This window comes from Nocardioides sp. NPDC087217 (assembly GCF_044744805.1).
In the GTDB taxonomy this organism is placed as follows: Bacteria; Actinomycetota; Actinomycetes; order Propionibacteriales; family Nocardioidaceae; genus Nocardioides.
Genome location: NZ_JBIUZB010000001.1, coordinates 1,415,340 through 1,428,254, shown reverse-complemented (window position 1 = coordinate 1,428,254; position 12,915 = coordinate 1,415,340). Strand labels below are relative to the sequence as shown.

11 protein-coding genes are annotated in these 12,915 nt (G+C 69.0%); 1 reads left to right on the top strand and 10 read right to left on the bottom strand.

Going from position 1 to position 12,915, the window contains the following annotated elements:
• Window positions 1–123: 123 nt before the first annotated feature.
• The 3 genes from ACIO3S_RS06970 to ACIO3S_RS06960 form a co-directional block, all read right to left on the bottom strand.
• Window positions 124–1,272: a hypothetical protein gene (locus ACIO3S_RS06970; protein WP_400460872.1), complete on the bottom strand. Its 1,149-nt coding sequence runs from the start codon at window positions 1,270–1,272 to the stop codon at window positions 124–126.
• Window positions 1,269–2,432 carry a phosphotransferase family protein gene (locus ACIO3S_RS06965; protein WP_400460870.1) on the bottom strand — a complete coding sequence of 388 codons (1,164 nt, stop codon included), beginning with the start codon at window positions 2,430–2,432 and terminating at the stop codon, window positions 1,269–1,271. The genes ACIO3S_RS06970 and ACIO3S_RS06965 overlap by 4 nt, the downstream gene beginning before the upstream one ends.
• Before the next feature lie 75 nt (window positions 2,433–2,507).
• Window positions 2,508–4,163: an enoyl-CoA hydratase-related protein gene (locus tag ACIO3S_RS06960; protein ID WP_400460868.1), complete on the bottom strand. Its 1,656-nt coding sequence runs from the start codon at window positions 4,161–4,163 to the stop codon at window positions 2,508–2,510.
• Window positions 4,164–4,399: 236 nt separating this feature from the next.
• Between ACIO3S_RS06960 and ACIO3S_RS06955 the strand changes: the two genes are divergently transcribed.
• Complete coding sequence (locus tag ACIO3S_RS06955) at window positions 4,400–5,071, top strand: GTP pyrophosphokinase family protein (protein ID WP_400460866.1); 672 nt, start codon at window positions 4,400–4,402, stop codon at window positions 5,069–5,071.
• 24 nt (window positions 5,072–5,095) lie between these two features.
• On the opposite strand, the gene ACIO3S_RS06950 is transcribed toward ACIO3S_RS06955, so the two are convergent.
• Genes ACIO3S_RS06950 through ACIO3S_RS06920 form a run of 7 tightly spaced genes read right to left on the bottom strand, consistent with a single transcriptional unit; the run spans window position 5,096 to window position 12,867 of the window.
• Window positions 5,096–7,411 carry a PQQ-dependent sugar dehydrogenase gene (locus tag ACIO3S_RS06950; protein WP_400460864.1) on the bottom strand — a complete coding sequence of 772 codons (2,316 nt, stop codon included), beginning with the start codon at window positions 7,409–7,411 and terminating at the stop codon, window positions 5,096–5,098.
• A gap of 25 nt (window positions 7,412–7,436) precedes the next feature.
• Window positions 7,437–8,126: a hypothetical protein gene (locus ACIO3S_RS06945; RefSeq protein ID WP_400460862.1), complete on the bottom strand. Its 690-nt coding sequence runs from the start codon at window positions 8,124–8,126 to the stop codon at window positions 7,437–7,439.
• A 50-nt stretch (window positions 8,127–8,176) separates the two neighbouring features.
• Window positions 8,177–8,935: an ABC transporter ATP-binding protein gene (locus ACIO3S_RS06940; protein ID WP_400460860.1), complete on the bottom strand. Its 759-nt coding sequence runs from the start codon at window positions 8,933–8,935 to the stop codon at window positions 8,177–8,179.
• On the bottom strand, window positions 8,928–9,674 hold the full coding sequence (locus tag ACIO3S_RS06935) for an ABC transporter ATP-binding protein (protein WP_400460858.1): 747 nt from the start codon (window positions 9,672–9,674) through the stop codon (window positions 8,928–8,930). Before ACIO3S_RS06935 ends, ACIO3S_RS06940 begins: the two co-directional genes overlap by 8 nt.
• Window positions 9,671–10,690 (bottom strand): branched-chain amino acid ABC transporter permease, encoded by a 1,020-nt coding sequence (locus tag ACIO3S_RS06930; RefSeq protein ID WP_160025103.1) that lies wholly within the window; start codon window positions 10,688–10,690, stop codon window positions 9,671–9,673. The genes ACIO3S_RS06935 and ACIO3S_RS06930 overlap by 4 nt, the downstream gene beginning before the upstream one ends.
• Window positions 10,691–10,730: 40 nt before the next feature.
• Window positions 10,731–11,615, bottom strand: a complete 885-nt coding sequence (locus ACIO3S_RS06925) for a branched-chain amino acid ABC transporter permease (RefSeq protein WP_400460855.1) — start codon at window positions 11,613–11,615, stop codon at window positions 10,731–10,733.
• A gap of 4 nt (window positions 11,616–11,619) precedes the next feature.
• Complete coding sequence (locus ACIO3S_RS06920) at window positions 11,620–12,867, bottom strand: amino acid ABC transporter substrate-binding protein (protein WP_400460853.1); 1,248 nt, start codon at window positions 12,865–12,867, stop codon at window positions 11,620–11,622.
• Window positions 12,868–12,915 lie beyond the last annotated feature (48 nt).

The window sequence follows — 12,915 nt, the reverse complement described above, 5'->3', positions numbered from 1 at the left end:
CCGAGACGTCAGGTACGCAGGCCGAGACGTCACTTACGTCGGCCGAGATGGCGCGCGAGTGCCATCTCGGCCGACCGGAGCGACGTCTCGGCCGACGGGGGGGCGACGTCTCGGCGGGGTGGGTCAGACGCGGTCGAACCAGTCGGTGAACCCGGAAGGATCGTGACGACCGAGGATCCCGTGCTCGAAGAGCCCCCAGCCCTCGACCCCATCGGCACCCGGACCGTGCGCGACCGCGCGCCCGACGTGGTCGATCACCCCGAACGGCACCCGGCCGGCGACGTCGGGCGACTTCATGTCGTAGGTCAACCGCTCGGTGAACCCCGCGCCCTTCCAGACCCCGTGGGACCAGTCGGAGTCGCCGCCGTAGCCGCCACCGACATGGATCGGCACCCCCAGCAGCGAGGAGACCTCGAGCACCAGCGGCTTCCCCGCCGGAGTCGTGCACGTGATCGTCGCGCCCTCCGGGAGCCGCGTCCCGTCCTGGTAACGGATCCGGACGTGCGGCCAGCCGAGCTGCTCGACCCGCCCGTCGGCGAAGGTGCGGGTGCAGTCGTTGAGGGTGCGATGACCGTCCGGCGTCTCCTGGATGATCAGCACGACGGCGAAGTCGTCGAACCGCAGTGGCAGATAGAGCCACCACATCCCGTCGAACGCCGGCTCCGCGGGCCTGCCCGGCGGCAGCGCCTCGCCGGAGGGACGGATCCCCCAGGAGCGGTCGCGGGTGCCGATCCAGCGATCGCGGTCGACGGCGATCGACTCGCCGTCGACCTCGATCACCCCCTCCCAGGTCCCGACCTGCGCGAACCGCTGCGCGTCGAGCACTGTCCCCGCACCCTGGCGCATCACGTGCGGCTGCTCCTGGACCACCTCGAACGAGCCCTCCCACCGCAGGTCCAGGGCGATCCCGTGGGTCTCCTCCATCACCAGCCGGAGCTTCCGCAGCGGCTCCGAGACCTCGATCCGGTACGCCCCGACCCGCTGCTCCAGCCGGTCGCCACCCCGCGGGTCGGCGCCGTCGCCCAGGTGCACGGCGGTCTGCTCGTCGCCACGGCGGAGCAGGACGTACGCATCCTTGGTGCCGAGGTTGGGATAGAACCCCATCCCGGAGATGAGGAAGAGGTCGCCGGTGCGGTCGTGGGCGTTGAGGTAGCAGCGGTCGTAGAAGTTGCGGTCGCTGCTCCCCGCCCAGGCCACCGGGCGCGGAAGCTGGTGGATCGGATATTCATCGAGCGGGCCGACGCCGACATACTCCCCATGAGACCCGCTCATGCCCCGACCACGTCCAGCATCGCCGCGAACATCGCCCGGTGGTAGAGCACCGACTCCGGGTCCTCGGGCGCCTCGATCTCACCGAAGTGGATCTGGCGCGCCGCGATCCGCAGGTAGATGATCCCCCACATGACCGCCGCGTGGACCTCGTGCCAGGTCAGGTCGCCGAGCTCGACACCGCTCGCCGCGGCATAGGTCGTCCGGACCTCGTCGGCAGTGAGGAAGCCGGGCATCCCCGGCAGCTCCAGCATCGAGGCCAGGTCCTCGAAGATGCGGTGGGCGAAGATCATCCAGGTCACGTCCATCTCGCGGGGCCCGAGACTGACCATCTCCCAGTCGAGGACCGCCACCGGCGCGAAGTCGCGGTAGATGATGTTGCCGATCCGCGCGTCGCCCCAGGACAGGACGGGCTCGCCGCCATCTTCGGAGAGGCCAGTGTCGGGAAGGTGTGCCTCGAGCCAGGCCAGACCTCGCTCGACCAGCGGCGAGCGGCCGCCCCCTTCCTCGGCGGTGGAGGCGAAGGCGTACCAGGCCCGGGTCTTGGCGAGGTTGCGGGCGATCAGCGTCTCGCCGGAATGACCGGCCGCGGCGGGATCGAGGAAGGCGAACCGCGAGGCGGCGTCGGGGATCGAGTGGAGTCCGGCGAGCACCTCGACCGAACGCCTCTGCAGCGCCGCGCGGTCCGAGGGCGAGGCGTCGAAGAGCCAGCTGTCGCCGAAGTTGTAGGGCATCACGTCGGGCGGGACGACCCCCTCGACCCGCTCCATCAGGAAGAACGGCGTGCCGAGGACCGCGCCGCTCATCTCAGCGAGGCCGACCTCAGGGACCGGCACCGGAGACAGCGAGCCGGCCAGCCGCATCGCGTCATACTGCGCCTGCAGGTCATAGGTCGCGAAGACCGGGATGTCCTCGGGGCGGGGCGCCACCCGCAGGACGTACGCCTTCGTCTGCCTCTCTCCGTCGACGGTCGAGGTGACGTCGAGCAGGACGGTCTCGCTGGAGAGCCCGTTGGCATCGATGCCCCCGATGATGGCGACCTCGGGATGAGCCCCGGGCGGTAGCGCCGTGGCCAGCCACTGCTCCAGCCTCGCTCCGATCGCCGCAGGGTCGCGGCCCGATCGCTGGAAGGTCATCTCGGGCGGCGGGGGCGCCTGGGTCACGTGCTCCTCCTGGTGGCGTGTGAGTCAGGTCACACACCACCAGGTTGGTGGAACACGTTCTAGTTTGTCAACCGGTCAGAACCGGATCTTCGACGGCGTCTCGGTGGGCGCGGCCTTGGTGACGAACGCCTTCCGCTTCGCGGCGAACCCGAAGCGGTCGTCGAAGATGTCGCGAGCCATCTCGGCCAGCTCGATGCTCTGGTAGTAGGACATCGGCATCGCAGAGGCGCGGCGTGCCTCGCGGGCCGCCAGGGCCGGGACGTACGCCCCAGCCTCGGCGACGCTCTGCGCCAGGTTGCGCAGCCAGCCGTCGAACTCCGCCGCGTCACGCGGACCGAGATCGCTGACCATGTCGATCCGCGCGGCCTCGGCCGCAGAGATCGGCAGCTTCGCGCCGAGCAGCTCGTCGGCCTTCTCCGCGCCGACCCGGCTCGGCAGGCCCCAGGTGTGCAGCTCCGAGCCGAAGATGCCCATGTCGTAGTAGGGGTTCAGCACCACACCGGCGCGCGCGACCGTGATGTCGGCGCAGAGGCCGGCCATCACCCCGCCGGCTCCGGCATTGGCGGTGAACGCGGCGATGGTCAGCTGCTCGGCCTCGGCGATCGCCAGGCAGAGCTCATCGATGGCGCGGATGTTGTCCCAGGCCTCGGCCGCCGGGTCCGGCGCCGCCTCGATCACGCCGAGGTGGATGCCGTTGGAGAAGGCGTGCTCGGTGCCGCGTACGACCAGGACCCTGGTGTCCTCGATGAGCGCCTTGCGCACGGCATCGGTCATCCGGCGGCACTGCTGGGTATACATCGCGCCGCTGTAGGAGCGGAGGGTGAGATAGCCGACGTCCCCGTCGCGCTCGTAGGTCGTCTCGGCCAGCGCATCCGGCATCCGCCGGTAGGGCGCGTGCCCGGCGTCGAGCACCCAGGCGGCTGGGAGCTTGGGGCCGCGCTTCTTCTCGAGCGTGGCGGCGTAGCCGACCCACAGGGTGCCCTCGCCGGTGGCGATCGCGACCGCGTCGGTGTCGACCCCGACCACGGTGCCCGGCTCCACGTCGCCATGGTCCTCAGGCGTCGTGGCGGCGTCGAAGAGGCAGTACGCCTTCCCATCGACGGTCGCCGGCGCACCCGGGGCACCATCGGCCGCCGCGATCCGCCGAGCGATCTCGGTGGCCGGCGCGGACCAGTCGATCTCGAAGGCCGTGCGGCGCAGCAGCGGCAGCTCACCGGTGCCCTCGACCTCAGCAGCCCACTCCTCGGCAGGCTTCGGAGCCTCCCCCGCGGCGACCATCCGGAGGACCTCCGTGACGCAGTCCATCGCGGCATCGGCGACCGGGCCGTTGTAGAGCGCGCTCTTCGCGATCGGGACCTCGGGCATCGCGAAGGTCTCGGTCGCCCAGACCGGGCCGGCGTCCATCTCCTCGACGGCCGACAGCGCCGTGACGCCCCAACGCGAACGCCCATCGAGGGTGGCGTGGTCGAGCGAGGACGGGCCCCGGTCACCGACCGGGCCCGGGTGGATCACCACCGTTCGATAACGACCCCAGACCGCCTCCGGCACCCGGTGCTTGAGGAACGGGCACAGGATCAGCTCGGGGTCGATCGCCTCGACGGCCGCAACCAGGGACGAGTCGTCATGAACAGGTGCCAGCACGACGCCGACGTCGTGGCCACCCTCTTTCAGATCGCACCAGACCCGCTGGGTCAGGCCGTTGAACGCGGAGACGAGCAGCAGAATGCGCATGTGGGGGAAGTGTCCTTACTCGTAGGCAACCCGAATAGACCTGTATCCCCCGAGGGGTATTCATCCCCCGAGGGGTGTCACTGTATCGGGCGCCCTCGACCAGGTGCACCTCGGTGTCCAGGAGAGGGTCGGAAGACCTGGTGAGCACCGGGCCGCTCGCCCCGGTCTCATGCCGGGCACCGGGCCGTCGCCTTGCCGAAGCCTGCAAAGATAGGTCTCGTTCACGAGGGGGGACAATGACAACAGTCGACGACAACCCGATCAACGGGTTGGTCGATCTCGTCGAGGCGAGCAGCGACGAGATGGCGCGCGATCTGGCCAGGTTCCGGATGCGCTACAAGTTCGCGATCGACGAGGTCTCGACCAAGATCGCGATCTTGCGCGAGGAGTTCGAGCACACCCACGATCACAGCCCGATCGAGCACGTACGCACCCGGCTCAAGACGCCCGACAGCCTCCTCGCCAAGGCCCGCAAGATCGGCTGCCCGCTCACCCTCGAGGCACTCGAGGAGCAGATCCGCGACATCGCCGGGATCCGGGTGGTGTGTCCGTTCGTCTCCGACGTCTACTGGATCATGGAGATGCTGGGCAGCCAGTCCGATGTCGACGTGGTCGAGGTCGAGGACTACATCGCCGACCCGAAGGCCAACGGCTACCGCAGCCTCCACCTGATCATCAAGGTGCCGGTCTACCTCTCCGACCGGGCGGTGGACGTGCCGGTCGAGCTGCAGATCCGCACGATCGCGATGGACTTCTGGGCCAGCGTCGAGCACTCGATCTACTACAAGTACGACGGCACCGTCCCCACGACCCTGCGCGACGAGCTCGGCGCCGCCGCCCGCACCGCGGCCGACCTCGACGCCACCATGGCCCGGCTACGCAGCGAGGTCCACGGCCCGGTTCGCTGAACCGAGCCGTGGACCCTCACCGGCTCAGCGGCCGTTGACGAACCGCTGATACTGGGCTCGCGCCTCGTCGGGCGTGATCGCCCGGTCGAGGAACATCAGCGAGTCCATCCGGCAGTTGCACGGGTTCCGCTCGACGGTGTCCTGAGGGAAGGATCCGCCGACCTTGTAGCCGCGCGGCAACGTGTCGGAGGTGCCGGTGCCGTCGACCTGCCACGGGTCACCGGCGGTCGTGTAGAACCCTTCGACGGCCTTGCCGTTGCGGTAGAGCGCCATCTTGCCCGTGGTGTAGTCGAACGTCGCCGCCAGGTGCACCCACTGACCTCGTGGCAGCAGGGTCTGCCAGTCCGCCGAGGCGGCGAAGGTCTGGGAGGCCCCCTCGTCGAGCCGGCGTCCCAGCGCGACCAGGCGCAGGGTGCCGTTGACGTTGATGAGCTCGAGCAGGGCACGTACGCCATGGCCGTCGGAGTTGCCCGAGAGCACCCCGGCCAGCCCGATCGCGTTGAACCGGTCGGTCGGATCGGCGGTCACCGAGTTGAGTGCCGGCCCGTCCATGTCGACCTTGAACCAGCCGGCCACGGTGATCTGCTCGGCTCCCGCGAAAGGCGCCAGGGACGCGACCCCGTTCTCGTTGAACGTTCCCGCCTTCCAGTCGTCGTTGCCGTTGACCTCCGGGTCGACCTGCTGGGTCTGCAGGGCGTTGTTGCTGGTCCGGTACGCCGAGTCCGTCACCTGCATTGCGTTGCCACCGTTGACCTGGTTGAGCAGGGTCCGCGAGAAGCCCTGGTCCTCCTCACGCGCTCCCGGCGCGAAGGGGTGCTCGAAGTCGTAGTAGCTGACCAGGTCCTCACGCAGCGACGGCACGACCTCGCTCGGCCACGGCCGCTGCACGGTGTTCACCACCTTCCAGATCTTCCCGTTGGCCTTGGCCAGCAGGTAGAGGTTGCGGCGGGAGTCGGTGCCGAAGCGCAGGTCGACGCGCGGATGGTCGACGAAGTCCTGCATCGAGAGCCGCTTGCCGGAGGTGTCGAAGAGCTGCATCTGGTGCAGGGTCGCCTCACGGCTGCTCCCCCGCCGCATCTGCCGGGAGTCGGTCCAGTAGACCTCGCCGTTGACCAGGTCGCCGAAGACGTACTTGCCCTTCAGGTCGTCGAACCGGCCGCGATAGACGACACCGCCGCTGACGGCGTGGCCGCTGTCGGAGGTGCAGGAGTAGTTGGCCGGCGGGTCGTGGTCGAAGGAGGCCACCGGAAGGGTGAAGCCGGACATGTCGTAGTCGTCGGGGACGGTGTAGAGGGCACACTCGTCGGTGTTGTCGTAGAGGAGCCGGCCCTCGATCTCGCTCCAGCCGAGGTTGTCCCCGGCCTTCACGTCGTAGACGCCCTCGATCGCGTGCTGGCCGATGTGGCCGAGCAGGAAGGTGCCCTTCTCGACGTCCCACGAGAACCGGTGCGGGTCGCGCATGCCGTACGCCCAGATCTCGCCGATCGCGCCCTCCCGGTCGACGAACGGGTTGCTGTCCGGGACCCCGTACGCCCCGTTGCGGCCGTCGCGGGCGAGCGGGTCGATCCGCAGGATCTTGCCGAACGGGTTGCCGAGGTTCTGCGGGTCGTCGCTCCGGACGCCGTTGCCGCCGTCGCCCGAGGCGATGTAGAGCAGCCCGTAGTCCTCGTCGCCGGGCCTGGCGGTCGGGTTGAAGTCGATCTGCTGGATGGCGTGGATCTGACCGGCGAAGTCGATCCGCATCACCTCACGGCTGGTGCCCTCGAAGGTGTCGGCCGCGGGGTCGGTGGCGTCCCACTCGGTGACGACGCTGACCGTGCGCCCGGAGCCGGGGTTGGTCTGCGACGGGAAGGTGGGCGTCTTGGCGAAGGCGCCGAAGCGCTCGGTGTGGGTGGTGTAGAAGAGCCCGTTCGTCTCGAACTCCGGGTGGAACGTGATGAACCCGGCGCCACTGCCGAGACCGGCACCGGACCAGAAGTCGACGAAGTGATCACGAAGGTTCAGGTACACGTGCTGCTGCCCGCCCTCGAGCAGATACATCGGCCCGTTGAGGTCGGGGACGTACATCCGGCCCGAGCCGTCAGGGACCTCGCCGATGAAGTTGATGCGGTTGTGGCGGACCAGGCGCTGGTCGGTGGGGGCGGGGTAGGGCTCGGTCTTGGGAAGCTGAGTGACCTCCTGGAGCACGAGACCGAGGCTGCTGCGCAGGGGCTGTTCGGGGATGGGGTCGGGGACGGGCTCGCTGCCGGGGATGGCGGCGTTGGCAGAGAGCGTGGGGGTGAGTAGCGCGGCGAGCATGGCGCCCACCGCGAGACCGCCCCATAGACGTGAGGTTCCCATGGGTGTGTTCTCTCCTTACCGAGGTTCAGCGATGACGGAGCCCCGCGACGGTGACGTCACGGATGCGCCCGAAGTTGTCGAAGGAACCGAAGCCGAACCGGCCTCCGGTGAAGGTGGTGTCGGTGGCGGTCATCCGGGGCTCGTCGGCGCCGTCGAGGTAGACCGCGGTCGCGCCCGTGCGGGCGTTGTAGTCGAGACGTACGTCGTGCCACTCGGCGTCGGTGATCGACGGCGCTGCGCCGACGGTGCCGTTCCACTGGTGGTCGATGCGCAGCCGGTCGGCGTCGTTGACCACGAAGATGCCGTTGTGGGGGTAGATGGTGTTGTCGGTCGAGAGGTGGGCGTAGTAGAAGCGCGTCGGGGACTGGTAGTTCCAGACCAGGATCACGTCGCGGTTGGTGACCGTGACGGCCTCGTCGATGCGGACCTCGGCGCGGTAGGTCAGCGAGCCGAGCTCGGGCCCCTTGGTCACCACGGCGTACTCGAAGGGGCGTCGTGGGCCGGGCTGTGCCGTCCCAGGCTCGGTCAGGATCACCTGGCCGTCCTCGAACGCCCATTTCTCCTCGGTCACCGGATCCCAGTCAGCGAGGCTCGCCCTGGGCTTGACCACGGTCAGACCGGGTCCTTCGGTCGTATGGGCCTGGGCTCCGGCGAGCGGAGCGGCCAGGGCCACTGCGAGGGCGACCACACCGGCGCGTACGCCTCGCCCCACCATTCGGTTCAGCGTCGATCTCCTGTTCCATCTCATGGTTGCTTTCCCTTCCCCTAATCGGAACCGTCGGTGGTCCCTGCTGAGGTTGTTGCGGCTCCCCCGAGATAGAGCTCGGCCATGCGCGGATCGGCGAGCAGGTCGGCTGCGGCGCCTGCGATGTGCACCTTCCCCAGATCGAGTACGCACCCCAGGTCCGCCGACTCCAGGGCCCGCCGGGCGTTCTGCTCGACGAGCAGGACCGCCAGACCGGCGTCTCGCATGCGTACGACCTGCTCGAACACGGTGGCCGTGGTCTTCGGGTCCAGGCCCATGCTGGGTTCGTCGAGCAGCACCACCTTCGGGCTCACCATCAGCGAGCGGGCGAACTCGACCTGCTTCTGCTGACCGCCCGAGAGCGCGCCGGCGAGTGCGTTCCACCGCTCGGCGACGACCGGGAAGAGGGTCTTCACGAAGTCGGTCCGCTCCTGGATCGCGGCCGCGTCACGCACCGTGTAGGCGCCCAGGCCGACGTTCTCGGCCACGGTCATCTCCTTGAAGACGGAGTGACCCTGGAGGACGTGGGCCATGCCCGCGCGAAGCATCTGCTGCGGCCCGTTGCGGGTGACGTCGACGCCGTCGACGGTGATGGTCCCCGAGCGTGGCGTCAGCATGCCGCTGGCGACCTTGAGCACCGTGGACTTGCCGGCTCCGTTCGGACCGACCAGACAGACGATCTGACCTGCGGGAACGGTGACGGTGAGGCCTCGCAGCACCAGCGCCGCACGGCCGTAGCCGGCCTCGATGTCGCGCAGCTCGAGAAGAGGTTCAGACACCAAGGTAGGCCTCCAGGACTCGTGGGTCGTTCTGCACGTCCGCCGGCGCACCGGAGGCGATCGGGCGGCCGCGGTCGAAGACCACGACGTGGTCGGAGAGGCTCATCACCAGCTCCATGTTGTGCTCGACGATGACGAAGGTGCGGCCCTCGGCGTTGAGCTCGCGCACCAGCGTGGCGATCCGGCCGATCAGCGCCGGGTTCACACCGCCGGCGGGCTCGTCGAGCATGATCGTCTCGGGCTCGGCCATCAGCACTCCGGCGAGCTCGAGCAGCTTCTGCTGCCCGTAGGAGATGTCGCGGGCCTCGCTGCGCTCGAGGTGCTCGATGCCGACCCGGGCCAGCAGCTCCCGCGCCCGGGCGATGTCGTCGGGGTTGTGGGCCCCGCGCAGCCGGTGGACCAGCCCGGTCGAGCGGACCCCGGCGAGCACGTTGTCGAGCACCGTCATCCGCGGGAAGATCCGGCACAGCTGGAAGCTGCGCCCGAGCCCGGCCCGCGCGATCCGGTGAGGTGCGTGGCCGGTCACGTCGCGACCCTGGTAGGTCACCGTGCCCGAGTCGGGCCGGATCATCCCGGTCACACAGTTGAAGAAGGTGGTCTTGCCCGAGCCGTTCGGGCCGATCAGGGCGTTGATCTTGCCCTCCTGGAAGCTGACCGTGGCGTCGTCCACGGCGCGTACGCCGCCGAACGCCTTGGTCAGTCCGTCGGTCTCCAGAAAGTGCTTGATCAGTTCGGTCATCGTTTCGCCTCCTCGAGCGCCTTGCGCTCCTCGGCCAGCTGGGCTGCGTCCACCTCGCGGATCGAGGTGCCGCCGGGGCGGAATCGGTCGAACTGCGCGGTCAGCCAGGGGATGACCCCGTCGGGCATGAAGAGCACGACCAGCGCGAGCAGCAGCCCGAGCGCGACCAGGTGCAGCTGGGTATCGCCGTACTGGTTCTTGAAGAACTCGACCGCATAGCCCACGATCACCGCGCCGACGACCGGACCGAGCAGGCTGCGTACGCCGCCCAGGAGCGACATCAGCACCAGGTAGGAACCGGTCAGGATGGAGAACTGGAAGATCGGGTCGAGCGAGCCGAACCAGAGGGCGTACATCCCGCCCGCCATCGCGGTCATGAACGCCGAGACGACGAAGACGACCAGCTTGTAGGCGAACGTCGGCACGCCCAGCGCCTGGGCCTTGTCCTCGTCCTCCCGGATCGCCTTGAGCCCGGTGCCGAGCCGCGACCGGTCGATCACCCACCACAGCACCAGGGCGACCAGGGTCAGCGCCACGAACAGGTAGAAGAACCGCTCGTGCTGCTCGGGCCGGAGTACGTCGGTGCCGAACGGCCGCGGCACCCGCAGCCCGTTGGACCCGCCGGTCACGTCTGACCAGCTCTGCGCGACCAGCAGCAGGATGAGCACCAGGGCGATCGAGACGATCACGAACGAGGCGCCGCGGACCCGCAGCGACGCGATCCCGATCGGCACCGCCGCCAGGCCCACGAGTACGGCCGCGACGACCATCGAGACCCACGGGTTCACCCCGGCCTCGGTGATCAGCAGCGCGGTGCCGTAGCCGCCCAGCCCGGAGTAGGCGGCGTGTCCCAGCGAGATGTAGCCGGTCAGCCCGCCGACGAAGTTCCACGCCACCGCGAGCGCGGCGTAGCTGGCGATCACCACGCCCACCGACAGGATGAACGGGTCCGGGGCGAGCGCCGGGAAGGCGAGCACGAGGCCCAGTGCGACGGCGGCCGCGACGAGCTTCGTCACCAGGACGGAGCGGCCCGAGGACGTACGGCTTTCTCGGTGTCTAGAAGCGCTGAGCAAGACGACCTCCGAAGAATCCCTGGGGGCGGAACATGAGGGTGGCGAAGAGGGCGAGGTAGAAGACCGTCTGCGCCCACGTGGTGCCCATCGGGATCTGCAGCAGGCTCTGGGTCACGCCGAGGACCATCGCCGCGACCGCGGCACCGGGGATGCTGCCGAGGCCGCCGATCACGATGATCGCCATCAGCGGTCCGATCCAGTGCCAGTGCAGCGAGGGATAGATGGTGGCGTCGAGCGCGAGCGCGGTGCCACCGACCGCCGCGGTCGCCAGGCCGAGCCCGAATCCGAAGCCGGCGATCCGGTCGGTGTCGATGCCGAGCAGCTGGGCGGCCTCACGGTGCTGGATCGTGGCCCGCAGCGCCTGGCCGAAGCGGGTCTTCTTGAGCAGCAGGTAGAGCGCCAGGAGCGAGACCGCGGCCAGCCCGAAGGCGACCAGCTTGACCACCGCGATCCGCGCTCCCCACAGCTCGAGGCTCGCGCTGGAGTAGCCGAGCTGTATCCGCCGCTGGGTGCCGGAGAAGAGGTAGCCGAGGCCACCCTCGATGATCAGGGCGATCGCGAAGGTCAGCAGCACCGACATCATCGTCAGCGTCGCCGGCCGCAGCCGGGAGAGCAGCGCCCGCTGCATCCCATAGCCGGCCGCGAAGAAGAGCGGCACGGTGATGATCAGCGAGAGCAGCGGGTCGAGCCCGGTCTGCGTGGTGAAGAACCAGGCCAGGTACGCAGCCAGGATCAGGAACGCGGAGTGGGCGATCATCACGACCCGCATGACGCCGAAGTAGAGCGTCAGGCCGGCGGCGAGCAGGGCATAGAGGCCTCCGAGCAGCAGCCCCAGGATCAGGCTCTGCAGGAGAAGCGACATCGACATGCGCTCACCACGCCGGCTTCGGGTAGATGAACTCGGCCTCGGCCTGGTCCTCGGGCAGGACGATCTTGATCTCGCCGTCCACCCACTGCTGGATCATGTGGGCGCTCTGCGGGCGACCCTTGTCGTCCCAGCTCAGCGGCCCGACGACGGTCTCGACCTCGTTCTCGTGCAGCCAGTCGATCAGCTTGGACTGGCAGTCGGGGTCGGGCTCGGCACACTCGACCGCCTCGACCGCGGCCGCGACGACCTGGCCCGTGGTCCAGGCGTTGGCCTCGTCCTCACCGGGCGCCTCGCCGTGCTTCTCCTCGTAGAACTTCACGAACTCCTGGTTCTCGGGGTAGTCCGCCTTCGTGGTGTAGCCGGTCGGCGCGATGATGCCCTGCGTCTTGTCGCCGATCGCCTCGGCGAACTCGGTCTCGGTCGGTGCCGTCGAGAACGCGGCCAGCTTGGGCTGATAGTTGAGCTGCTGCAGCGCGACGATCAGGTTCACACCGTCCTGGTACTGGCTGCCGCCCACGACCATGTCGGCCTTGCTGTCGGCGATCTTGGCCGCGATGCTGCTGAAGTCGGTGGTGTTGGGCGGGTAGACCTCGTCCACGACGGTCTTGACGCCGCCCTCCTCCAAAGCCTCCTTGAGGCCGTAGGCGGTGCCCTGGGCGAACGGGTCGTCCATCGAGGCGTACGCCGCGGTCTTGGGTCGCTCGGCCTCCGGCATCGCCAGGATGTGCTCGGCGAGGAGCTTGTAGTGGTCGTCGGCGACCGCGGGCGCGGCGTAGAAGAGGTTCTCGAAGCCCTCCTCGAAGACCTCGGGCGCCGCGCCGGCCGGCTCGACGAAGAGGTAGCCGTAGTCCTGGGCGACCTGGGCGGCCGGGATCACCAGGCGGGTGGAGAACGGACCGACGACCAGGTCGACCTGCTCCTGGTTGATCAGCTTCTCGTAGTCGGCGGCGACACGCTCGGCGCTGGACTGGTCGTCGAGCATCTCCAGTCGTACGTCGCGGCCGAGCAGGCCGCCGTTGGCGTTGACGTATTCGGCCCAGGCCTCGTATCCGCGCTGGATGCCCTTGCCGGGCTCGCTGAAGTCGCCGGTCAGGGGCAGCGAGATGCCGATCACGATCTCGTCGTCGCCGCCTCCTTCCTCGGCGGCGCCACAGGCGGCGAGGGTGGAGGCGAGAGTCACGGCCGCCGCGGCGGCCAGGGTTGCTCTTGCTCTGGACCGCTTGCTCGCGGTGGGGGTCTTCGTGAAGCGCATCTGCGGGTCTCCTCTACGAAAGCGCTTACGTAAGCGTTTACGATGACG